The following is a 23,251-nucleotide window of genomic DNA, read 5'->3' on the forward strand; positions in this document are numbered from 1 at the left end:
TATCCTGTGCTTGTATTGTCGTCAGGGCAATTCAAGTTTTCGGATAGGCACTTACAAACATGATTGCATTCCCGTGTTTATTGATCTAAAGGAGTTCAATACGGGCGAAATCGACATCGAAAAAACGATCGCCAAAGAGTTTCGCATTTGTGGATTTCCATCGCCAGAAGAATCAACGCAGAAACTTTTGCAGCAGGGCAAGCTTTTGGTCTTGCTGGATGGCTTAGATGAAGTGGCGACGGGGCGAATGAATGAGGCAATCAGCCAGATTCAAAACTTTGTCGATGCTCATAAACAAAACCGCTATATTGCGTCGTGTCGAGTGGCAGCTTATCGGCATAACTTTCGGCTATTTACCGATGTGGCGATGGCGGATTTTGACGACGGGCAGATCAAACAGTTTATCGACAACTGGTTTCGTTCAGAACCCGACCTCGCCCAAGAGTGCTGGAAGAAATTAAATAGTGATGAGCATACAGCCGCGAAAGAACTGACTCAAACGCCGTTGCTGCTGACGTTGGTTTGTTTGTTGTATGAACGATCGCGCAAGTTTCCCACCAATCGATCGACGCTTTATGAACGGGCGCTGCGAGTGTTGCTCGAAGAATGGGCTGCTGAGAAGGGCATTCCGCAAGACGACCTCTACAAAGGGCTAGACACCAAGCGCAAAGAGATGATGCTGGCAGAAATTGCCCATGATAGCTTTCAACAAAATCGATTGTTCTCGACTCGTCGCGAAATTGCTGACCAAATTGAGCAACTGTTGAAAGAAATTTTGCCAGATGAGAAAGGCGTAGATGGATCGAAGGTGTTGCGAAGTATTGAAGTGCAGCAGGGCGTATTGGTAGAACGGGCAGACGGAATTTATTCATTTTCGCATTTGACCCTGCAAGAATTTTTGACCGCGCAGCACATCGACGACCAGCGACAGATTGAGAAATTGGTGACAGAACACCTGACTGAGAACCGATGGAAAGAAGTCTTCATTCTGGTTGCGGGACTGATGCGCGGTGGAGCTGATGAACTGCTGTTGCTAATGGAGAGAGAAGCTCAAACCTACCTCAACACACCCAAATTAAAAGCTTTGATCAGGTGGGCAGACCAATCAACGGCAGGATCAGAGGGAAACTCTAAGCCTGCGGCTAAACGGACAGCAGCAATCTTTCTCGCCCTTGCTCTTGCCCTCGATATCGCCCGTGCCCTCGCCTTCGACACCGCCCTAGACATCGCTCTTGCTCTTGCCCTCGATATCGCCCGTGCCCTCGCCTTCGACATCGCCCGCGACCCTGCCCGCACCATCGACTTCAACATAGACATAGACATCGTCCTCTTCCTCGCTCGCGACATCAACATCTTCCGCGACCGCGCCCTCGCTTTTGAAGACACAAAAATCTTTAACTCTGTAAACTTTGTTGTGTTGGTTGCTCGACTAGAAGCTCTGAAGACTAAGATCCCCAACGACAATCAACCTATCGAAGTATACCGAGCCTTTTGCAACAAAGTTCTGCAAACCTGGTACAACGCCCTCAATCTAAATCCAGAACTAGTCAATTTATCCGAAGCAGAAGCTAAAGCTTTAGAGAACTATCTCTATGCAACCTTGCTGATGGTGCAGTGCAGACAAACCGCCGTGCGAGTGTCGCCCACAACCTGGGCAGGCATTGAAGACCGCATGGTGACAGTGAGAGAGTAGCTGACCCCTCTATACTGTTAGACAAACAGATTGATCAGCAGACAATGACGATTCAAACGACTTATACAGATGCCACCAACGACTTCGGCAGCGTCTACGAACAAGCGATCGCTCACCGTGAAGCGATCGAGATTACCCGCGAAGGCTCCGAGAGCGTTTCGGTCATCCCCACTGCCGAACTAGAAAGCATCAAAGAAACCGCTTACTTATTCCAGTCTCCCGAAAACGCTGCACGCCTACTCGCAGCGATCGAACGCGCCAAAGCCCGAACCTTTGAACCTCGAACCGTTGCTGATTTGCGCCAGGAGTTTGGGCTTGACGAAGAAGCGTAAAGAATCAAACTCTGAGAATACAGAGTCAGAGCAGCCTTCAACTTCAGAACGCATCCTGGTTTTTGATGCTCAATTTTTAGACGATCTGACCTATTGGGTTGAAACCAACTGCAAGACCGCACTTCGCCTATTGTCTCTGGTTGAAGAGATCAAGCGCAATCCATTTATGGGAACGGGAAAGCCCGAACCTTTGAAGTATCAGGGTGCAAATATCTGGTCACGTCGCCTCACTGACGCAGATCGTATTGTCTACCTGGTAAACGGCAACCGCATCGATTTCCTTCAAGCTCGATATCACTACAGCGATCGTTGAGTAGCGCCCTATTCTTCATCGATCGCATCATCCCGATCGCCATCGATCGTCCCACCCAAAATACTTTTGACTAACTCATCAACCGTGATACCGCGCTTTCGGGCAATGTATTCCAACATGCTCTCAACCTCGGCTTTCTGTTCTGCAACACCGACGCTAATGAGAGCCGCTGCCTGACTCGCCCTACTGCGACTATATAGCCATGCCAAAATGGTCAGCCAGTCATCATCATGTTCACCCAATGGCGGCAATGTAATTCTCTTCGTCATATTTGACTACACGGCTCCTGACTGATGACTGAATGTGCGCTTATCTGTGTGTTTGTGATTTCGATTGACACAGATCTGCACACTGCGGTAATATTCAAACAAGCGAAAAGCCAGCGCGTCCCGTGGAAAGTTCAGCACTGGCTATAGCTCCAAACTCAATGGAGACAATATCATTATGCCCTATCGAGACTTCTTGAATCGATGGTTAGTCGTGCGCTTATTGCCCGACATGCGCCACATCGTCGTCGCCTGTTGCCGAAACTCATCTGACGCAGAAGGCTACCTAAAAGTTTTGCGACGACTCTTACCCAAAGAACGCTTCATCATCGTCTTCGACAGCGATCCCGATTCCTCAGATCACGGGCTATAAAGTCACCGTTAGATCACATTAAACTAACGTGAATTCGATGGAGTTTTTTCGCTTCGGTCTTCAGCGCTTCTGCCCCCCAAGCTGCCAATTTTGGGGAACTTTGAGACAATATTTCTCGTTCAAAGTCCCTCACTCGTGGGGGATTTAGGGGGCTGCCCGGATTGGTAACCGTAGCGAAGGATTATCGTCGAATTCACGTTAACCAAGTCATCAACGCCCCAACCATTCAGTGACCAACTCCGGCTGATTTTTGGGCGCAAAGACCCGAACAGCATGATAGTTAACCTTCTCTCGCAGACGATAGACCTGCTTAATTGGGATATTCAAATCCTGCGCGATCGCCTCCTGAGTCTTGCCCTGCAAATAGAGTTTTAGCCACTCCGCCGCCAGAGGATCGACCCGCTCCGAGAGATAAGTTTCAAACTTCTGAGTCACCGACTGTCTAAGTTCTTGCTGTTCGGCTTGCGCTTGCGCGTCTTGATACTCAGAAACCGCCTGCCCATCCAGCAAACTCACCGACCCTTCAGACTCATCGGGCGCAATCTCTTCAGACACCAGACGAATAAAGTCCGCCGCCGGAACCTGAGTCATCCCGCCTCGCTGCGATCGCCGCAGATAATTCACAAATCGGTAAACCAAAAGTGGCTGATTGCGAATCGGACGCAGACAATACTCCTCAGTCGTCGCCAAAACCAGCGCATTCCGCAAGCGGGGATCACTCGTGCATTTTGCGATCCAGTTAATCTGCTGCTGCATATATTTGTCGTTTTGCAGCAATTCTTGAATCACCTCTTGCAGCACATCCACCACGCTACGCTGACGATCGCGAGACAGCGCAATCCACGTCCGAATCTTGTTGCGAATCAAAAATAGACTGCTCAACCGTTGAATCAGCCCCTTATAAGCGCGTTCGGGCCCAGCTTCGAGATATCGCTGCTGCAAAATTCGATAGCGGTAATCCATTGCTTGTTTGGCAACCTCAAGCTGCGTAGGAAGCAGATTCTCAAATCGAGCCTGATCTTCACCCAAAAGCCACTGAATGATCGCTTCGTGAGTAGGGCGACCGTGCTTAGAAAGGTCACTTTGCAAGTGGAGTCGCCATCTGTCAGCCAGTTCTTCTGCAATTACCATGAGACTGCCGTCCTCAATGCCCTGTTATAGAGAGTTTGCCTTATGTGCCAGGTCGAAATCACTTACCCATTCGGGTAACACTGGGGAGATGGATTCGATCGCTGACTGCCAAGTTTCTTAAAAGCACCTAACGTTAAAGTCTGATTACCAAAGCTTTAAGCATTGAAACTCAAAGTATAAAACGTTCTTCAGAGTTTGTTCTCAACTTAATAAAATTGATAAAACGCTGACTTTTGCCCGCGCCACAATCCAGAACATTCAAGACTGCTCGTGACTGCCTTCAAGGGATGCAGATAAAGACGCTGCGATGCGCTGTAAGGTTTCTGTGAGGCGATTGAGACGATCGAGCGTGTCATCCTGATTAACCGACAAAGTTTGCACGGCATCGCTCAAAGCAAAAAGCTGATAGCCCTGCTGCTCAACTTGATTAGACAGATCATCTACCCGCTCGGCCAGGCTTTCGATCGTTTCAGTGGTCATTAACACGGTTTCTCCTAGCTGCTGCACGATAAATTCCATGCGATTGGGCTGACTCTCCACACCTTGACCCCTTTTCTGTGTTCAACACGGTTCATAGTCTAAGGCAAACTGGAGCCTACAAAAATTATTCGGGCGATCTTCCCTGAAATATGCACATGCCATTGGAAGAGTAGTCTATTCGGAATGAATTCTCCAAATGGTGGAGTTACTTTCATCCTTTTGACGCTTGACACCGGGAACCTAAACCCGATCGCTTTCTTTTTGCCACGAGAGAGGCTAAATTCTGTTTTCTTCGATTCGGAAAAGTCCTCCGCAGAAAATGAGTGATCTTTCAGCATATTCACGGAAATACCGCTACTCTTCATCAAATCTTTACAAAAACAAGGAATCGTGAAGCCCGCAACAAGATTTGAGCAAGTGTGTCGAGTAAGACTGTTGGCAGATAGGGGTTTCAGCGTATAGTCGTACGTATATCTACGGAACTATTCTCAGTGTTTTCGCGGTTCCAGTAATCGGTTCGGAATCATGACACAAACTGCATTCTACTCAACGGACGCTAATTCCATTCGGTCAGGGGACACGTTTCAGATTCCTCATCAATCGAGCTACTCACTGGTCAAGCGGGCGATCGACCTGGTGGGCAGTCTTGTTGGGTTGACGATTTTGGCAGTTGTGTTTGTCCCGATCGGGCTGGCAATTCGCTTTGATAGCTCCGGGCCAATCTTCTATAGTCAAGAACGCCACGGGCTGATGGGCAAGCCTTTTCAGATCTACAAGTTTCGATCGATGGTAGACGATGCTGAGTCACTCAAGTCTCAAGTCGAGAATGAGGCAGATGGGCTAATCTTCAAAAACCAGTCTGATCCACGGGTGACCAGAGTTGGGCGCTTTTTGCGACGCACCAGCCTCGATGAAATTCCTCAATTTTGGAACGTCCTGCTCGGCGAAATGAGCTTAGTCGGGACTCGTCCACCCACCTCAGACGAAGTGTCTCGCTACAGCGACCATCATTGGCAACGGCTCAACGTCAAGCCCGGACTGACAGGCGAGTGGCAGGTAAATGGTCGATCGACCGTCAAAGACTTTGAGCAAATCGTTGCCCTTGATCTGCGTTATCAGGCACTTTGGACACCGATGTACGACCTCGTTCTCATCTTCAAAACCATCTATGTGATCTTTGCCAGAGTGGGAGCCTTCTAAATTGCGTGAGTTCGATGAAGTTTTTTACTTCAGTATTCACGGCTTCTACCCCCCAATCTGCCAATTCTAGCGACTTCCAGACAAGATTTTTGGTGCAAAGTCTCTCACAGGTGGGTTAGAGATTCTTCCCAGATTGATGGTCAAAGCAACGAACTTTATCGAATTTATGCTCCCTAGAATTGGGGGAATTGAGGGGGCTTTGCAAGATGGGTAACTTGTTTGGCAGAAATCTCCTTAATGCGATCGAGAAGGAGAATTGCAACACCAGCCGTTCTCCCTCCCAATTGATGATTCTCTAGGCGTGCCGCTTTTGGTGCCATTGCCAGGCGTGGGTGAGAATTTTGTGTAAGTCAGCATATTCAGGCGACCATCCCAACACGGTGCGGGCTTTTTCACCACTGCCAACCAGAGCGGGCGGATCACCAGGGCGACGATCGTGTTCCACAGCCACAATGTCTTTACCCGTGACCTGACGCGCCGTTTCGATCACTTCTTTGACCGAAAAACCGCTGCCATTGCCCAAATTAAACACATCGCTCTGACCACCTTTGAGCAGATATTCCAACCCCAAAACGTGGGCCTGGGCGAGATCATTGACGTGAATATAGTCGCGAATGCAAGTTCCATCGGGCGTGGGGTAGTCAGTGCCAAAGATCGCGATCGACTCCAGCTTACCCAGAGCAGCCATCAGCACCAGCGGGATCAAGTGAGTTTCAGGCTGGTGGTCTTCTCCCAATCGTCCTTGAGGATCAGCCCCCGCCGCATTAAAGTAGCGAAAGCTAACGGATTTGAAATCGTAGGCTTGATCAAAATCTTTGAGGATGCGCTCTACCATCAACTTGGTTGCGCCGTAGGGATTGATCGGATCTTGAGGGTGGTCTTCTGGAATCGGGACGATCGTCGGCACCCCATAGGTCGCACAGGTCGAAGAAAAGACAAACTGCTTAATGGAGGCGGCGACCATCGCTTCTAAGAGGGTCAGCGTCCCAGTGACGTTGTTGCGGTAATACTTGCCGGGAGTCGTAACAGACTCACCCACATAGGCGTAGGCCGCAAAGTGCATCACAGCCCCGATCGCATGATCTACAAAGACCTGATCCAGCAGGGCCCGATCGTTCGTATCCCCAACCACTAGCTCGGTCTGGAGAACCTTTTCGACAATATCGCGATGACCATACACCAGGTTGTCTAACACAACAACGGGATAGCCTGCCTGCTGGAGCGCTAACACGGCATGAGACCCAATGTACCCGGCTCCCCCGGTGACTAAGATGGTTGGCTTTTCTGACGGCACACTCATTCCTCTCAACTTGGACTATTGGGCAACTAACGATCGATTCAGATGATCGTCGCAACACTCAGGACAAAAGAGTGATTAAATTTCCCTTCGACAGCCAGCATCCAGAGCGGGGAAATGTCTGCGAGGCGGGCGATCGTCCTGACTTTTATTCTAGTTATCCCATCGCTTTACTTGCCAAACAGTTCTTTGGAGAGCAGAAAGAAAATTACGACAAATACAACCCCTGCCAAAATTAGTTCCATTGGTTTTACCTCCTAAACACCATCCCTTGAGACTGTTGATCGGCTCGGCGATCGAGTTAAATCATCTTGCATTTTCGCCGACGACGATCGTGTGACTCGCTGATTTTGCAAGGAACTTTACTTTTTGAATTGACTTTGAAGAAATTCAGGCGCGATCGCACAAAAATTGAGTGACAAACTGAAAAACTTCTGTACAATCCTAGTCTTGATGGGGTTAGATTTCCAGCGATTTTCCCGCGAATTTTTGATCCTTTTCTAAAAGATTAGCCGTCACATAGATTTTCCCAAATCGAACGTCCGAATCCAGGCTCAAAGGTTTATCTAAAGTCTCCCGTTCAATTCGCTTTTGTAATGGTTTAATGAGTGAGTCCAAAAGCCAGGTGACGGTCATCACCCCAGGACACTAAGGAATTACAGCATGGTTTTATTGGTAACAGATGTATTTGTCCTCTTAACCCAGGTTCTGCTCTGGGTCGTCGTCGGGCTGTTTGCCTGGTACGTTTTGCTGAGGGCACTACCCAGGGTGTTTTTAGGTGGGTTAGTTCTTTTGCTGCTGCTGGGTGTCGCGGCACTCACCTTTTATCGAGGATCGCCCGAACAGGGACTATTGGGAGACATTTGGCGAATTATTGCCGTCCCCTTTAGCCCGATCGGACTCATTCTAATTCTTCTACTGATTGCTTTTTCGCAGGTCTTTCGCGGCAAGGGGTTGACCAAAACGGGGATCAACCTGGTACGAATTGCCGTTCCGCTGCTGCTGATTTTGAGCATTCCAGCGGTGTCTTACTTTTTGGCCCAGCGAGCCGAATCGGAGGCCCTTGAGATCACTCGTCCCGCTCCGACGGAGGCTCTGGGTGGCGGCAGACGGGTAATTGTGGTCTTGGCTCAAGATACAACTCGCCTTCAGCTTCGTCCGCGTACCCAGCCGATTCCCGATCAAGCCCTTCCTCGAACCACCCAGGCCCCTTTGATTCCACCGCCTGAGCCACTCAATGAAAGCACGTTTGGAATTTTGGCGAGTCAGCCGATTCAGTTGACCGAGCGAGGAAACCGTCTGACTTATGCAGGTCAGCTTTACGCCGAAGAACGGGCCCGCGGCACGGCTCCTCTAATCGTGGTCACGGCTGGAGAAACGGCCCGCGAACGCAAAGAGGGTGACACGCGAGAAAACACGTCTGAAGCGAGGGCAGCCAGCACCTATCTGCAAAATCGATTTGGCATTCCTGAAGGCGACATCATTGAGGAGAGCCAGAGTCCGACGGTACATGACAGCGCTGAGAATGTTCGAGAGTTGCTGCGATCGCGAAACATTAGTTTTGGCAATCAACTGATCGTGGTAACTTCGGCGATCGAGATGACCCGCTCTGCGCTGACGTTTTCTAGAGAGTTTGCCAACGCTGGGACAAATGGTGCAGATGTCACGATCATTCCTCGTCCGACTGATTTTTATACGCTCCCGCCGCGAGATGCTCTTCGCCAGCGTCTTCGAGGTCGAGATCTGATTGAGCGAGGGTTCCGTCTCAGCGATCTGTTACCCAGCACCGACGCTTTTGCCCTCAGTTCTAGAGTCGTTGGCGAGTACGTCAACTCAATTTATTACTTCTTGCGCGGCTGGATTAGACCTGTGAGAACGCTTTAGAAGGGAAGAGGGAAGAGGGAAGAGGGAGAACTTTATTCTGCTTCGTGAGGGATGAAATGGGTCAGTCTGCGAATCCTTCTGCGATTTTCCGATCGCTTCTTGTTCCTCAATAGCAGTCAAACAAGAAATCAGGAAGGTGAATGCTCCGGAGTGAGCAGGAACAATTCTTTCCTCCCTCCTCCCTCTTCCCTCTTCCTCATCCCTCCTCTGCCGGATAGCGCTACGATGAGAAGTCGATCGCTCATTAAATCATCATGGCAAAGTCGCAGCTTAAGAAACTAGGGGTCTATTTGCGTCCTCATTGGCGAGATACGACGCTGGGCATTGTGGCACTGCTGGTGGTGAATGGGATTGGGGTGTACATTCCTTTGCTGATTCGAGATGGGATCGATGAGTTAGGGGTGACCTTTAGCTTCGACCAAGTTCTCCTGTATGGGGCGCTGGTGTTGGGGCTGGCCTCGGTGATGTGGGTCGTGCGGATGACTTCGCGGGTGCTGCTATTTGGGGTGGGGCGACAGGTTGAATTTGACCTCAAACAAAGGATTTTTAATCACTTACTGCATTTAGAACCTGCCTATTTTGGGGTGAATACGATCGGGGATCTGATCAATCGAGCGACCAGCGATGTGGATAACATTCGGCGGCTGCTGGGATTTGCGGTCTTGAGTTTGGCGAATACATTTTTTGCGTATAGTTTGACGCTGCCTGCGATGATGCGGATCAATCCCCGACTGAGTTTGCTGGCGATTTCGGTGTATCCGTTTATGTTGATTTTGGTGAATCTGTTTAGCAATAAGCTGAGAAATCAACAGTTGGCGGTGCAAGAAGAACTCTCGACCATGAGCGAGATGATTCAAGAAGATATGAGCGGCATGGCGTTGATCAAGATTTACGCTCAAGAAGAAAACGAGCGGGGTGCCTTTCGACAACTCAATCGACAATTGTTGGATGCCAATCTGCAACTGGCGTTGACGAGAAATATTCTGTTTCCGATTTTGCAGGTGTTGGCGGGCGGGAGTGGACTAATTCTTTTGTGGTTTGGGGGGGGCGCGATCGAGCAGGGCGTAATCTCAGTTGGAGACTTTATTGCCCTGTTGTTGTATGTGGAGCGATTAGCGTTTCCGACCGCGTTATTAGGATTCACCATTACGGCTTATCAACGCGGAGAAGTGAGTATCGATCGTATTGAATCTATTCTCACGGTGCAATCCAAAATTCAAGATAAACCGGATGCGATTTCATTACCGTTGTCTCAAGTCAAAGGCAGATTGACGGCTCACGATCTGACATTTACCTATTCCACAACTTCTCCTGAGAAGGCCGTTCCTGCGCTCGATCGCGTTAACTTTGAGATTCCGCCGGGTGAAACGGTCGCGATCGTGGGTGCGATCGGATCTGGTAAATCGACGTTGGCGAATGCGTTGCCGCGTCTGTTGGAAATTGCGCCTGGTCAGCTTTTGGTCGATGGCTATGATATTACGACGTTGAGAATTGAGGATTTGCGAAGCGCGATCGCCTATGTGCCTCAAGAGAGCTTTTTGTTTAGCACGTCGATCAAAAACAATATTCGATATGGCAGTCCGTTTGCCGAACAGTCAGCCGTGGAGTTGGCAGCGATTCAGGCTCAGATGCACGATGAGATTCTCAACTTTCCGCAGCAGTATGAAACGATCGTGGGGGAGCGAGGCATTACTCTATCGGGTGGACAGCGGCAACGAACGGCTCTGGCGCGGGCCCTACTCGTCGATAGCCCGATTTTGATTTTGGATGATGCGCTGTCGAGTGTAGACAACCAAACGGCGACTAAAATTCTTAGAAATCTTTCAGAAGGAACGGCCCGCAAAACCGTCGTATTTATTTCTCACCAACTGTCTGCGGCGGCAATGACTGATCGCATTTTTGTCATGGATCAGGGGCGAATTGTGCAATCTGGAACCCACGCTGCCCTGATTGAAATAGACGGACTGTATCGATCGCTCTGGAACCAAAACAAACTCGAAGAAGCGCTGAAGTAAGGAGGTGAATTTGATGAAGTTTTTTCGCTGCGTTGTTGACGGCTTCTGCCCCCCAACCCCCCAATTTTGGGAGACTTTCAAACAAGATTTTGGGTTCAAAGTCCCTCACTCGTGGGGGATTTAGGGGGCTGCCTGAATTTGTGAGTGGAGCGAGGAGATTCATTGAGTTCGTGTTGAATTAACGTGAATTTGATGAAGTTTTTTCGCTGCGTTGTTGACGGCTTCTGCCCCCCAACCCCCCAATTTTGGGGGACTTTCAGACAAGATTTTGGGTTCAAAGTCCCTCACTCGTGGGGGATTTGGGGGGCTGCCTGGATTTGTGAGTGGAGCGAGGAGATTCATTGAGTTCGTGTTGAATTAGCGGAGCGATCGAATCGTATCCATCACGACTTGAGCCACGCGATCGATTTCCTCAAGGGTATTAAATCGACCGATCCCAAACCGAATCGACGCATAGGCTAACTGATTCGACAATCCCAGCGCCGTCAGAACGTGAGAGGGTTCGATTTTTGCCGAGGTGCAGGCTGACCCCGAAGACACCGCGACGACTGGCTGCAATCCTAATAACAATGCTTGCCCGTCTACGCCTTCGACACTGAGGTTGAGGTTTCCGGCGAGGCGTTGGGTGGGGTGTCCGTTGAGATGAATGCCGTCTAGCTGACTGAGGGTTTGCCAGAGGCGATCGCGCAGTCCTAAAATGCGTTCTGACTCGGCTGGCATCGTTGCAATGGCTAACTCGACTGCTTTGGCAAATCCGACGATTTGAGGGGGATACAGGGTGCCCGATCGCAGACCTCTTTCTTGTCCGCCGCCGTGCATTTGAGCCGCAAGCTGGACTCGTGGATTTCGTCGTCGCACATAGAGCGCACCGATACCTTTGGGCGCATAAACTTTGTGCCCCGTTAGCGACATCAGATCAATCTTCATCGTCTCGACATTGAGGGGAATTTTGCCGATCGCTTGCGCTGCGTCTGTGTGGAATAGAACCTGATGTTGATGACAAATCGCGCCAATTTTTTCTAAAGGTTGTAGTACCCCAATTTCATTATTAGCAGCCATGATCGAGACGAGAATGGTGTCTGATCGCAGCGACTTTTCTAACCGATCTAAATCTAATAGTCCATCTGATTGGACGGGTAAAACTGTGACTTCAAAGCCTAAAGATCGTAGATAGTGACAGGGATCAAGCACTGCACGATGTTCAGTTTCCGCTGTGATAATGTGTCGCCCCTGACCAAAATAGGCTTCTGCAATACCTTTGATGGCTAAATTATTCGCCTCGGTTGCGCCACTGGTAAAAATGATTTCTTCGGGTGTTGCATGGATCGAATTGGCTATCTGAATGCGCGATCGTTTCACACTTTCTTCGGCTTCCCATCCATACGCATGACCCACACTTGCCGGGTTACCAAACTGCTCGGTAAAGTAAGGCAACATCGCAGATAAAACGCTTGGATCGACAGGCGTAGTCGCGTGACAATCGAGATAAATGGGACGTTGCATCGATCTTATGGATTGAGCCATTCTAGTTTCTAGGGTGCGACGCTTCGGGTGTCATCAGGTATCAATTATCAAACCTATTTTTTAGGCAGTCGTCGCGCCGTGTAAAACTCCTTAATTGGACGAGTCACTAGGTACGACATCGTACTGAACTCGACTCACAGGAACTTTATTATGAGAACAAGGTTAATTAATTTGAACCGCGATAGTGACGACTAGTTTTTTGTGACTATTACAGGTTTCAACACAAAGACATCTACCGATCGTTACAACTGATTGTATTCTAAACAACCCTCTCAAAAAATGCTTCGCTGGATTATTCACCTAATGTTACAAGGATTATTAGGAGTGACGTACTATTCTTTGGCGCTTGATGGTTTGAGAATTCTGGTGGTTGACCATGATGAAGATTCTAGAGACTTGTTAACAACGTTGTTTTTAGGATATGGCATCACAACTTTGACAGCAGACTCCGCCCAAAAAGCCCTGGAAATTGTCGAAAGAGACAAGCCTGACTTGCTAATTAGTGAATTGTTGTTGCCCTACGAGGATGGGTATTCGCTGGTAGAAACCTTGAAAGCTAGAGTGCCAGAGATGCCGAAGATCGCTTTGACGGTTTGTGCCAGCGATCAAGATCGAGATCAGGCACTTGCTGCGGGCTTTTATGATTATTTGATCAAGCCATTTGATTTTGAAAAGTTACTGAGTACGATCGCTTTTCTGATGCCTCAGTTTGCATATGTCTTAGATGTATCTTAGGCAATGGGCAACTTTCTGATCAACGTCTTCAAAAGGGGGCTAAGAAAAAGTTGCACATCGCCTATTTTCTTAAAGAACATTGAAGAAAGAACATTGAAGAACTGAGATGCTATTCAGATGATATAGAACGATGACTGCAACTCTGCCCATAGTCGCCAATTGTGTAGTTGTTTTGTTCATATTAAGTTTCTCTGACGATCGTCGTGGGTCAGGTTAATTTTCTCTACTTTTGCGGTAATGTCTAGTAATCGATAGAACCATTTCGTTTTGGACAGCAAAGCAACTCAGAACTTACTTTTGATGGCTGTTTTATCCAGGCAACAATTTGGTAGTTTGAAGAACATTGCGCCAGAGCACTGCCTCCTGAATTCGTTCTCAAAAACTGCCCCAAAGAATGTTCTGAAAAGGCTTTTATGGCTCCTCAAAATCAGATATTAGCCGCTCTGTCACCTGAGATTTATGAACAGCTTGCACCCTTTCTTCGGCAAGTTTCGCTAGAGCAAGGAAAGCGACTTCATGACCCAGGAGAACCGATCGAGGCGGTTTACTTTCCGATCGATTGTGCTTGCTCAATTACACTCACCATGAGCGATGGCATTACGACCGTAGAAACGGCGATCACGGGCTATCGAGATATGTTGGGAGTCAATGTGCTGATGGCAAAACAAGTCACGACCAGAACGACTTATCTAGTGCAAATTCCGGGTGATGCCTTCAAGCTGGATGCTCAGACACTACGGCAACTATGTGAGCGATATCCAGAACTGCGCGATCAATTGCTCAACTACACACAGGCTTTGATTGCTCAACTCTCTCAAAATGTGGCTTGCAATCGCGCTCATACATTAGATCAACGGTTTGCTCGTTGGCTACTCGAAGCCCAGGATCGGGTTAAATCCAATGAGTTTCGACTAACGCAAGACTTTATTGCAGAAATGCTGGGAGTCCGTCGGGCAGGGGTGACGGTAGCTGCCAACAAATATCAAGATCTGGGTCTAATTTCTTATCGACGCGGTGTGATCGAAATTCGAGATCAACAACGACTCGAAGCAATGTCTTGTGAATGTTTTAAAGCAATTAAAGCTGAATACGATCGCTTACTCGGTGCAGGGTGATGAGAAGTTCGACCATCGATTAACTCCGCTGTATGCAGTCCAGAATATCTATACCATACCTAGCTAAATGGGTGGTTTCAAAAAGATTGACTCAAGTAATAATGGGGTTCATTGGTGTGAGGTTGAAAAACGCGCGTTGCTGGAGGGATGAATCTGTGGGAAGTGTCCATCTTTTCGCCCCCTAAATCCCCCAAAAATAGGGGACTTTGAACATTAGGTTTCCCGCCGCTTTGGGGCAATTCATCCCCTGATTCAGCAACGCCGAAAAACGCAACGAATCACTCAACTAAGCGGAAGTCGAACGTTATGATGAATCACCTACTCAGAGTCAAAACTTTAATGGTTGCGATTGCGCTGTCACTCAGCATGTTCTTGGCAATTCCCAGTCTGGCTCAGGCAGCGACGACGGTCACGCTCGATGGTACAAAAGATGTGGTGAATGTGATGACCGTTTATCCCACCACTTCAAAAACTCAAGACCAGGTTTTCTCGCAGGTTTCTAAAGAAGAGAAAGCATCATTTTCAAAGGTTCCTGGCTTTCAAGACTCCTCTATCCTCAAAGCGCAAGATGGTTCTCAAGTGATTGCTTTATCTCAGTGGAAAGGCAAGGATTTGTCGAGCTTTCAGTCTTATGCATCCGAACATGTTCTCAACATTGCAGCAGGCGGAAAACCTCAAACCTTTGCTTGCCAAGTGCAACATACCGAAACGCGATCTGCTTCCTCGCCCAACTTTAATCAGGGGGATGTGATTATGTTCAGTCAATTCAAGATGAAGCCGAGTCAGAGTCAATCTGATTTAGCGATGATTATCAGTCAAGAAATGCCTGGTGTGTTAGAAATGACACCCGGATTGCAGTGGGCCGCCATGTGTCCTAGCACTGACAAATCGACGATCGCGCTGCTTGCTCAATGGAAGAGTCGCGACGATTTTGAGTCTCTCGGTCAGCAACCGGGCTTTGACAAAGAAACCAACTACTGGCAAACCTACGCCAACAATGAACATGGGCTATATGACGTAGCGCAGATCGTTCGCTAAAGTAGACGCTCAAGTAGCGTGCGATCGACTGGTTGCCAAAACAGGTCGATCGCTAAATAATTGAATGATCTGGAGTCGGAAAGCTCTTTTTAGGAATATCCTCAAACGCTTCGTCTGCAAAGCTCGAAAATGCCCATTCAATGTGAGCACAAAGTCCATCCAAATCAGGAAACAGACTTGCTGAATTCACATCCAAACGATCTAACTGAAAGCGAATATTTGCAAATTCATCAAATGGAATGATGAGTTTTGTGAGACGAGGTTTGTATGTGGGATCGTCTTCTAATGAGATAAACTTCTCTTGTTCCATATCAAAATAATGGGCAGTAAACCAGCCTGCTTGCGCTCGAATCCGAGAAGCAACCTTCTTGCCTCTGAGCAAATAACTTCGATCAATGCAAGTCGGATCTGCCTGCTTTGAGGGAATCGCATAATCGTCACTTTCTGGATGAAATAACCAGATGACACCAGATTCAGTCTCAACGGGGGGCTTGCAGACGCAAAACCAGAGAGACGCTAGAGGATTAACGCTCCAGTCCAACAATCTTGTGGCGAGTCCGTGGTGCTGCATAATTGACAGCCAATCCCAATCGTTATCAGGATGCTGCTCAAGCAACGGAAGGCTTCTTAGCTTAAAAACCTCAATGATTTCTCGCTCTGCCTGAAGAATAGGTAAGTAAGTTGTCAGACGAGCAATTTTGGGTAATAGAGTGCGATCGCGCCGTTGACCCCGATAAAGCGCACGTTTTCCACGATTGATCTCTGCAAGACAATCAATGTACTCGGTAACCGTGTGAATAACAACTTCTTGCATATGTTCTTCTCATTAAAGATGTTCTCATTAAAGATGTTTAGAGCAGAGAACTCGCATAAAGATCATAGCTCCAGTAATGATTTTATGAAACAGAAATTGTTAGAAGTGCAAGGAACGCAATGTTAATCTGACAGAACCTTATGGTTTGAGAATTTTGAGGATGGGATGGTTAATGAAATCGCACGATCGCTTCAAGATTCGATGCTCTTGGTATAGAAAGCATATTGGTCAGTGTTTACTAACTTTTAGGTCGATCGTCGTCCAAAAACTTTGAGCATATTCTGACTAGAACTTAGGGCACGATCGGTTAGTGCTTTGCGGTCTGCGGGACTAAACTTTGTAGTGATTTTGTTGTAGCCAGGTGCAACTTTGCCAACTTCTACTTCAGCGATCAAACGCCCGTCTTTAAACATCTGCGCCTCTCCTCGCCCCGTATCTCTAAAGGCAAATAGCTTTCCACTATAAAAGTAAGCCGTTGGCCCATTTTCGCCCTCTGGCCCTTGCATACTAACTCTGGTGGACAAGTCTTCTATGAGACAGAGTTGATATTTCAATCCTTGAAAGGTGCGCTTTTGGGGCTTACAGGCTTCGTCGATAAAACGAGTGTAGCGATCGAAGGTTTCTTTGTGAGTTTTGACGGTGGCGCTAGTGGGATGGGCACTGACTCTTGTCTGAACGGGTGACATGGCAACTCCAGAAGTCAAACAAAGAACGCCCGTCAACAGCAAAATTAGATCGAATCGCTTGAGCATACGGATAAACGCATAATTTTCTTTCCCAAGCCTAGGACATTTGCGACTCTAGCTTTTAAGTAAAATTACTTTGATCTCTCTCTAATTTAACGTCAATTCAATGAAGTTTTTTCGCTTCGATATTTTGCACTTCTGCCACCCAAGCTGCCAATTCAGGAGGACTTTTAGACAAGATTTCGGGTTCAAAGTCCCTCACTCATAGGGGATTTAGGAGGCTGGATTAATAACCGCAGCGAAAGATCTACATCGAATTCACGTTAATCAACTTCTACGCCTAGAACGATTTTTTGCGAATAAAGCCACCCGCCAGACCTCGGTTAGGATTGGCAAACTCAACCTCTTGCATATCGGTAAAAGTACAAGGAATCTTGGCCGCCCAACAATGCATATTGTCTTCAGGATAGAAATAGACAATGCCATTAGCCTGCTTTTCTACCACAGGAATATCCTTCATTCGTAGTGGTAAAAGCAATTGAGGATAAGAATACCCGACAACCACTAATACAACAGTTGCCGAAAACAAATTGAATACTAAATCATGCGATCGTATCAACGATTCCAAAAACTTTAGGAAATGAAGAATACGATCGAACTGTCTCATAAAAATAACCGCCATTGACAACGCTAACAAAAGCGCTACGTATGGCAAATTAAATCGAAAAAATGGAGAAGTCAACATCAGAAAGGTAATTCCTAAAACGCCGATCGCGGCTACCCAAATTTCACCTCGCAGCTTCGTCGCCTGAGTCAGAATCACATAAACCGCCGCCACTAGCGCCAGCACAATCAATGCCGCTGTGATCTTTTCGGTCGTTGATGTATTAAACCATTGCCAAATTGACCATATCCAGGGATTGATCCCCGCTGGCGGCGACCCATACCAGGTTGTCCAGCCATGTGTATTAGCGGCCGTCTGCTGCACTGCTTGAGAAGTCGGCGACCAGGGCAAATCAACGCAAAGCACCGCCGCCGGATAAAGCGGACAGCCCGACGTAAGAATTCCAGAAATCAGCATCGGAGACAACAGCAACAAAACGACTGCCCCGCCCCTGACAATCCTTCTCAAATTGACACCGGGATGAAAGACAAAAAACAGACTGGACATCACAACTAAAGGCAGCGCTGTCAGCTTAATTGTGAATGCCCCCGTGGCCAAAATCAGAGGAATCACCCGATCGCGTCGAGTTGCTCGTAAGGAATCATTCATCTCGTTGGCGACCAGGGTCGATCGGGACACCACCAACATCGACCAGCCAACAATGCCGACTAGAAAGGCGACGGGCAGATCGGGCGAAGGAGAAACCAAAATTTGTGACATCGGAACTAGCCAAATTGTGATCGGCAGCATGATCAACGCAAACGCGATCGCAAACAAATCGCTCAACCTTGCACCCATGAGGCTCTGTCTGAGGCAAATCAAAGCCTGCAACACTGCGATCAACAGCACAAAGCCATTCGTCACGGCACTCACCCGCGCATCAAAAATTTGAGCATTCAACGGAGCCGCCAGCGCAAACCACGACGAGGTGAAACCCAAATTGGTAAAGAGCAGCGACAATCCTGGCACCGTTCCATATTCAGCCAGCCACTGAATCAGCCCATAGTGATAGTAGCCCGTGTCATGCCAAGTCACCTGTCCGGTCGTCAGCGCAGCCACGAGGAGCGCCAATCCCAAAAACCCAATTATCACCCGATGCGGCACCCTTGTCCAAACCGCAGCCAGTTCTTCTCGTGTTTGTTGCCATTCTAGAGACGCAGCACTCAGCCCGATCGCCACGACACCTCCGACCAATGGAGACAGCGGCAAAATCAGAGAGGTCGCGAGTAGCGCGATCGACAACATCACCAACCCCAACCAGGCTGACACAATGAGGCGATCGCCCGTCCGATCAAATCCGTTGTTGGGCAGTTTGTTGAGCAAGGCGGTGCCGATCGGACAGCAGACGACAAATAGAATCAGCCAGACGACGATGAAGTAGAGCATGGGAGGGAGGAGGGAGGAGGGAGGGATGAGATATTTTGTAAAGGGATGTGCCCTGGTTACCCTGAATCTTTTGGGCTGGGAGTTGTCCTCACATCATTCACCATTTGCAGATCGATTCTGCATTCATCTTTCGCAGGGGTTGTCTATTATTCCGCAGTCCGCAGATCTCATGTTCTGTCTACCGCACTAACAATTTTGCTGGTTGCTCCTTTTCATAAGTAAACTCTTCGTAATAGGAGCGTTCTGTGTTGACTTGCCAGAGGTCGTGGTGTTCGCCAAACAGATTTCTCACCGCCAAAAACCCCGTCAACATGGAGTGATCTTGATTGTTGTAGCGGTGCATTCCATTGCGTCCCGTGGTTTGTAGATTCTCGATCGTCTCCAAAAAGTCTTGAATCACCTTGAGGTGTTGGCGATAGTCGCGATCGTAGACTGGGTAGGCTTTGGGCTGACGCAAAACGACTCCATCTTCGACCTCGTTGGCGTTGGCGAGTCCCAGTTTTACCAGTTCACAGGTGGCCAGATCTAGTAGCTCGGTGTCTGACATTTTCCACAAGTCGTCGCCATCGTTGCAAAAATACTCCATGCCCAGACAGGTTTTGCTGGCATCGGGCACCATCGCCGGACTCCAATTTTTGAAGTTTTGAATGCGTCCGACATTGACATCGGGACTGTGAATATAAATCCAATTGTCAGGAAACAAATGGGGGCGATCGACAATCAGCGAGACAATCATAAACGCCCGATAATTGAGCGCGTTGGCAGCTTGCAGCACTTCATCAGGGGGCGGAGGATCGAGCCGTTGAATCAGCGCAGAAATCGGCATACTCGAAATAAAGTGATCACCCGAAAGCTCGATCGTTGCTCCATTTTGTCGGACTGTGACGCTTTGAATGCGATTCCCTTCTCGCTTGAGTCGAGTCACGCCAGCATCTAAACGAACGGTTCCCCCCTGCTCTTCTACGGCGGCTTGAAAGCGCTCCCACATCATGCCAGGGCCCAAAATCGGATAGTCAAACTCTTTGATCAGCGTTTTGGTATGGTTGGTTTTGAATAGTGCATTGATCACGGCCGTCGTCAGCGACAGTCCTTTAATACGTTGGGCGGCCCAATCTGCCTGAATCTTATTACAAGGAATTCCCCAAACCTTTTCGGTGTAAGTCTTAAAGAAGGTGAGAAACAGCCGTTTTCCAAAGCGATTGGTCACCCAGTCTTCTAGCGTTTCTTCTTGGGGACAGGGAAAAATTTTGATTTTGAGATAGCTCAAGACAATCCGTACACTTTCTACAATGCCGAGTTTGAATAGGGTGTCTGAAATCTCTAAAGGGTAGTTAAAGAAGCGATCGCGGTAATAGATGCGAGAGAGGCGGGGCACCTTGATAAAGTCGTCTCCCATGACTTCTTGCCACAGTTTTTGCACCACTTCTACTTTGGTAAAAAAGCGATGTCCTCCAATGTCAAAGCGGTATCCTTTGTAGGTTTCAGTTCGGGCAATGCCACCCACTTGATTAGACTTTTCTAGAACGATCGGCTGAACGCCCCGTTTTACTAACTCATAAGCGGCCGTCAGCCCAGCGGGGCCCGCACCAATAATCACCACTGGATGATGTTTCACCTAAAACCTCAAATCGTTGTTGAAATGTAGAATAAAGCGCTTATTCAGAATCTAATAAACTCATGGGTTTATCCTCGTCCTGACATAGAAACTCTCTGATTTGAAATCGAGCCGATCAGTTGGGGGGGCGCGATTTGGGGTTGGAGTTTGAATTGGAGGGAACCGATCGCAAAGGCTAACCCGCTATACCCAAAATAGAGCCAGTGCCAGGGGATCGCTTGTAGCGCAAATTTCATGCCTCGCTCCTGATAAAAAAATCGGTATACAGACGCATTCAATCCAATCAGCGTCAAGGCACAAAGGGCCGTTAGCATCAGGGCACTCGACCACCCGCAGGCAAGGATGAGGGAAAGCACTAAGCCATACACTGAAACTACACTAATGCGGCTAGAAGTTTGCAGGTTGAGGTCGTTGATAAACTTGCCGTCTCGCCAGATCAATCGCGTCCAGGGTAAGGCTCGATCGTAGAAATCAGCTTTGAGCAACGATCGCACTCCCCAGCGTTTGAGATGTTTGACCTGTACCTGTTTGCTGAGACGGATTCGATAGCCTGCGCGTTTGAGTCGATAGCCTAGCTCAATATCTTCGATCGACGGTTTGTGATAGCTTTCATCAAAGCCCCCGATCGCCAAAAAGACCGGCCGCCGAATCGCTCCACAAGCGCCCCAAAACGTAGAAGCTTCTTCGCTGGCAGTCTGATGAGTGTAGTGATGCAGCAGATTTTTGTATTGCGATAAGAAGTTGGATGCGCCCGGTAAATCGTCGTAAGAACCAATCAGAGCAGCGAGATCGGGGTAGTGGTCAAATTCACGAATCACCTGTGACAGCGTGTCGGGTCGGATAGCCACATCAGCATCCATAAAAAATAGCAGTTCACCTTTGGCGGTCAGTGCCCCGACGTTTCGAGCATGTGCTGGCCCGCGATTGATGGGCAGTCTGATCACGGTTGCCCCAAATGTTTTGGCAACTTGCCAGGAGTCGTCCGTCCCGGCATCATCGACGACGATAATTTCTGTTGTGGGTGGGGCGCATTGACTAAGACTAGAGAGACATTTGCGAAACGCTTCCCCGCCGTTGTAGACCGGGATAACGATCGAGATCGAGGGTGAGAGTCCAGGAAAATCCATTATGGTCAGTGAGAAGCGTTCGTTGAGTATCTAGGGGGTATGGTATTCGACGTGCCTGAGTCATGGTATTTACAGACAACATCTTTGTAGAGTCTTCTAACTGATCCGTATTTTTTTGTTGAATAAAAAGATACCATGAACCTGAGATGCGGAAAGCACCTAAAGCTGACTCTGATGGCACAGTCGGGTTTTCTACAAGTTAGTCAGTTACACTTTATGAAAGCTTTATATTGTCTTGAGGAATCCACAGAGGAGTCGATCGCTGATCTGACGGGACTTGAGCGCAGATTTAGAGGGGGAACCAAAAGACCTGCTTTTGAGGAAGGGTTGAGCTTGAATGCGGGGCGTGTCAAAGACAACAGTCAGGTGAAGGACGCTAAATCGCTCCGTCCGCAAAATGACTAAAGTTTTAATTAACCGATCGTCATGTCAACCCATTCGAGCTAGGATTTGTCCAACGTGTGAAATGTGACATCCCGATGTGAAGAGCCAATCTGCAACTGCCCTGTCTTTACCGCTTGTCTCAGTGATTGTTCCGGCATACAATGCGGCAGCTTTTATTGAGAGAACCTTGACCTCAATTCTGACCCAAACTTATCAGAATCTAGAAGTGATTGTGGTCGATGATGGCTCTCAAGATAGCACCGTTGAAATCGTCGATCGCCTCTCTAAAACCGATGAACGAATTCTCTTAGTCAAGCAGCAAAATGCAGGCGTTGCGGCGGCTCGAAATCGGGCAATTCAACTAGCCAAAGGGGAACTAATCGCCCCGATCGATGCGGATGATCTCTGGTATCCTCACAATTTAGAAAAGCAGGTTCAATGCTTATTAGCGTCTCCTGAATCGGTGGGCTTGGTTTATAGCTGGTCGATCGATATTGATGAGCAAGATCAGCAAACGGGAGGATTTCACGCCGCGAAAATTGAGGGGAATGTTTTTCAAACGCTGCTGTGCCACAACTTTTTGGGAAATGCCAGCGCTACGTTGATTAAAGCAGGCTGTTTTGAGAAAGTGGGCGGCTACAATTGTCAGCTAAAAGCACAAAATGCCCAAGGTTGTGAAGATTGGGATTTGTATTTGAGAATTGCCGAAGGGTATGAATTTCGAGCCGTCCCTGAGTTTTTAGTCGGTTATCGTAAGATTCGGCAAAGTATGTCCTGTGACTATTCTTGTATGGCAAGATCGCACACTTTAATGTTGCAATCTATTCGAGAAAAACATTTAGAAATCCCCAACTTTTTATATCAATTGTCGAGTAGTAGTCTCTACTTATATTTCGCTCATCAAAGTTCTGATTGGGGAGACGATCGTACCACCTTGTTCTGGCTTTTTGAAGCGGTTAGAGTTGATCGAGTTACTCCATTTTTACGAGTGGGATACTATCAATTATTAATAAAAAGCTGGTTCGGATTCTCTCGTCCTCATCGACAAGCTGCTTCAAGCAACCGAAATAGAGCCAAAGTGTTTCTCAAAGTGCTTGTGGGAAATGGGTTGCAAACGCTGCTTTCACGAGTGGGACAAACTGGACGATCGACATTATCCGAACATTCTTCTTAAGGTGC

The 23,251-nt window shown here is 48.1% G+C and carries 24 protein-coding genes; 13 read left to right on the top strand and 11 right to left on the bottom strand.

Annotated elements, in window-relative coordinates:
* From ACJ2PR_RS03980 to ACJ2PR_RS03990, 3 genes are all read left to right on the top strand, one after another.
* On the top strand, window positions 1-1,693 hold a 1,693-nt coding region (locus ACJ2PR_RS03980), incomplete at its 5' end, for an NACHT domain-containing protein (protein WP_446876014.1).
* Window positions 1,694-1,737: 44 nt separating this feature from the next.
* Window positions 1,738-2,025 (top strand): type II toxin-antitoxin system Phd/YefM family antitoxin, encoded by a 288-nt coding sequence (locus ACJ2PR_RS03985; protein ID WP_446876015.1) that lies wholly within the window; start codon window positions 1,738-1,740, stop codon window positions 2,023-2,025.
* Entirely contained in the window at window positions 2,009-2,338 is a 330-nt protein-coding gene (locus ACJ2PR_RS03990; protein ID WP_446876016.1) for a Txe/YoeB family addiction module toxin, read from the top strand. Before ACJ2PR_RS03985 ends, ACJ2PR_RS03990 begins: the two co-directional genes overlap by 17 nt.
* Window positions 2,339-2,346: 8 nt before the next feature.
* Here the strand turns inward: ACJ2PR_RS03990 and ACJ2PR_RS03995 are convergent, their stop codons facing one another.
* Together ACJ2PR_RS03995 and ACJ2PR_RS04000 are read right to left on the bottom strand one after the other, a co-directional pair.
* Window positions 2,347-2,607, bottom strand: a complete 261-nt coding sequence (locus ACJ2PR_RS03995; protein WP_446876017.1) for a hypothetical protein — start codon at window positions 2,605-2,607, stop codon at window positions 2,347-2,349.
* A 6-nt stretch (window positions 2,608-2,613) separates the two neighbouring features.
* Window positions 2,614-2,745: a hypothetical protein gene (locus tag ACJ2PR_RS04000; protein WP_446876018.1), complete on the bottom strand. Its 132-nt coding sequence runs from the start codon at window positions 2,743-2,745 to the stop codon at window positions 2,614-2,616.
* Window positions 2,746-2,782: 37 nt separating this feature from the next.
* Between ACJ2PR_RS04000 and ACJ2PR_RS04005 the strand changes: the two genes are divergently transcribed.
* A complete protein-coding gene (locus ACJ2PR_RS04005) occupies window positions 2,783-2,977 on the top strand; it encodes a hypothetical protein (protein WP_446876019.1) in 195 nt (64 codons plus the stop codon).
* Between the two features lie 210 nt (window positions 2,978-3,187).
* Here ACJ2PR_RS04005 and ACJ2PR_RS04010 read toward each other — a convergent pair whose 3' ends face one another.
* Both ACJ2PR_RS04010 and ACJ2PR_RS04015 read right to left on the bottom strand, forming a co-directional pair.
* Window positions 3,188-4,108, bottom strand: coding sequence for a HetZ-related protein 2 (locus ACJ2PR_RS04010; protein WP_446860657.1), 921 nt, complete (start codon window positions 4,106-4,108; stop codon window positions 3,188-3,190).
* A 258-nt stretch (window positions 4,109-4,366) separates the two neighbouring features.
* A complete protein-coding gene (locus ACJ2PR_RS04015) occupies window positions 4,367-4,648 on the bottom strand; it encodes a hypothetical protein (protein WP_446875246.1) in 282 nt (93 codons plus the stop codon).
* A 465-nt stretch (window positions 4,649-5,113) separates the two neighbouring features.
* Between ACJ2PR_RS04015 and ACJ2PR_RS04020 the strand changes: the two genes are divergently transcribed.
* The gene (locus ACJ2PR_RS04020) at window positions 5,114-5,788 is read left to right on the top strand and encodes a sugar transferase (protein WP_446867714.1); all 675 of its coding nucleotides are present in this window, start codon (window positions 5,114-5,116) and stop codon (window positions 5,786-5,788) included.
* A 295-nt stretch (window positions 5,789-6,083) separates the two neighbouring features.
* On the opposite strand, the gene galE is transcribed toward ACJ2PR_RS04020, so the two are convergent.
* The gene (gene galE, locus ACJ2PR_RS04025) at window positions 6,084-7,088 is read right to left on the bottom strand and encodes a UDP-glucose 4-epimerase GalE (RefSeq protein ID WP_446860654.1); all 1,005 of its coding nucleotides are present in this window, start codon (window positions 7,086-7,088) and stop codon (window positions 6,084-6,086) included.
* A gap of 71 nt (window positions 7,089-7,159) precedes the next feature.
* Between galE and ACJ2PR_RS04030 the strand changes: the two genes are divergently transcribed.
* The 3 genes from ACJ2PR_RS04030 to ACJ2PR_RS04040 all read left to right on the top strand — a co-directional run bounded on the left by ACJ2PR_RS04030 (window position 7,160) and on the right by ACJ2PR_RS04040 (window position 10,984).
* Window positions 7,160-7,324, top strand: a complete 165-nt coding sequence (locus ACJ2PR_RS04030; protein ID WP_446876020.1) for a hypothetical protein — start codon at window positions 7,160-7,162, stop codon at window positions 7,322-7,324.
* Between the two features lie 424 nt (window positions 7,325-7,748).
* Window positions 7,749-8,969, top strand: coding sequence for a YdcF family protein (locus ACJ2PR_RS04035; RefSeq protein WP_446860652.1), 1,221 nt, complete (start codon window positions 7,749-7,751; stop codon window positions 8,967-8,969).
* Window positions 8,970-9,223: 254 nt separating this feature from the next.
* Window positions 9,224-10,984: an ABC transporter ATP-binding protein gene (locus tag ACJ2PR_RS04040; protein WP_446867711.1), complete on the top strand. Its 1,761-nt coding sequence runs from the start codon at window positions 9,224-9,226 to the stop codon at window positions 10,982-10,984.
* Window positions 10,985-11,341: 357 nt separating this feature from the next.
* On the opposite strand, the gene ACJ2PR_RS04045 is transcribed toward ACJ2PR_RS04040, so the two are convergent.
* Window positions 11,342-12,487: a cysteine desulfurase family protein gene (locus tag ACJ2PR_RS04045; protein WP_446876021.1), complete on the bottom strand. Its 1,146-nt coding sequence runs from the start codon at window positions 12,485-12,487 to the stop codon at window positions 11,342-11,344.
* A 345-nt stretch (window positions 12,488-12,832) separates the two neighbouring features.
* On the opposite strand from ACJ2PR_RS04045, the gene ACJ2PR_RS04050 reads away from it, so the two are divergent.
* The 3 genes from ACJ2PR_RS04050 (at window position 12,833) to ACJ2PR_RS04060 (ending at window position 15,396) form a co-directional block, all read left to right on the top strand.
* The gene (locus ACJ2PR_RS04050) at window positions 12,833-13,243 is read left to right on the top strand and encodes a response regulator (protein ID WP_446876022.1); all 411 of its coding nucleotides are present in this window, start codon (window positions 12,833-12,835) and stop codon (window positions 13,241-13,243) included.
* Window positions 13,244-13,656: 413 nt separating this feature from the next.
* The gene (locus ACJ2PR_RS04055; RefSeq protein ID WP_446876023.1) at window positions 13,657-14,358 is read left to right on the top strand and encodes a Crp/Fnr family transcriptional regulator; all 702 of its coding nucleotides are present in this window, start codon (window positions 13,657-13,659) and stop codon (window positions 14,356-14,358) included.
* A gap of 339 nt (window positions 14,359-14,697) precedes the next feature.
* Window positions 14,698-15,396, top strand: a complete 699-nt coding sequence (locus tag ACJ2PR_RS04060; protein WP_446876024.1) for a hypothetical protein — start codon at window positions 14,698-14,700, stop codon at window positions 15,394-15,396.
* Between the two features lie 52 nt (window positions 15,397-15,448).
* Here ACJ2PR_RS04060 and ACJ2PR_RS04065 read toward each other — a convergent pair whose 3' ends face one another.
* From ACJ2PR_RS04065 to ACJ2PR_RS04085, 5 genes are all read right to left on the bottom strand, one after another.
* Window positions 15,449-16,210, bottom strand: a complete 762-nt coding sequence (locus ACJ2PR_RS04065) for an FRG domain-containing protein (protein WP_446876025.1) — start codon at window positions 16,208-16,210, stop codon at window positions 15,449-15,451.
* A gap of 245 nt (window positions 16,211-16,455) precedes the next feature.
* The gene (locus ACJ2PR_RS04070) at window positions 16,456-16,962 is read right to left on the bottom strand and encodes a hypothetical protein (RefSeq protein ID WP_446876027.1); all 507 of its coding nucleotides are present in this window, start codon (window positions 16,960-16,962) and stop codon (window positions 16,456-16,458) included.
* A 274-nt stretch (window positions 16,963-17,236) separates the two neighbouring features.
* Window positions 17,237-18,946 (bottom strand): LIC_10190 family membrane protein, encoded by a 1,710-nt coding sequence (locus ACJ2PR_RS04075; protein WP_446876028.1) that lies wholly within the window; start codon window positions 18,944-18,946, stop codon window positions 17,237-17,239.
* 178 nt (window positions 18,947-19,124) lie between these two features.
* Window positions 19,125-20,561 carry an NAD(P)/FAD-dependent oxidoreductase gene (locus ACJ2PR_RS04080; protein ID WP_446876029.1) on the bottom strand — a complete coding sequence of 479 codons (1,437 nt, stop codon included), beginning with the start codon at window positions 20,559-20,561 and terminating at the stop codon, window positions 19,125-19,127.
* A gap of 68 nt (window positions 20,562-20,629) precedes the next feature.
* Complete coding sequence (locus ACJ2PR_RS04085) at window positions 20,630-21,688, bottom strand: glycosyltransferase family 2 protein (RefSeq protein ID WP_446876030.1); 1,059 nt, start codon at window positions 21,686-21,688, stop codon at window positions 20,630-20,632.
* A 174-nt stretch (window positions 21,689-21,862) separates the two neighbouring features.
* Here ACJ2PR_RS04085 and ACJ2PR_RS04090 point away from each other — a divergent pair, with 174 nt between their 5' ends.
* Together ACJ2PR_RS04090 and ACJ2PR_RS04095 are read left to right on the top strand one after the other, a co-directional pair.
* On the top strand, window positions 21,863-22,093 hold the full coding sequence (locus ACJ2PR_RS04090; RefSeq protein WP_446876031.1) for a hypothetical protein: 231 nt from the start codon (window positions 21,863-21,865) through the stop codon (window positions 22,091-22,093).
* A gap of 76 nt (window positions 22,094-22,169) precedes the next feature.
* The gene (locus ACJ2PR_RS04095) at window positions 22,170-23,246 is read left to right on the top strand and encodes a glycosyltransferase family 2 protein (RefSeq protein WP_446876032.1); all 1,077 of its coding nucleotides are present in this window, start codon (window positions 22,170-22,172) and stop codon (window positions 23,244-23,246) included.
* Window positions 23,247-23,251 lie beyond the last annotated feature (5 nt).

The sequence above is a fragment of the Phormidesmis sp. 146-33 genome, from assembly GCF_052939515.1.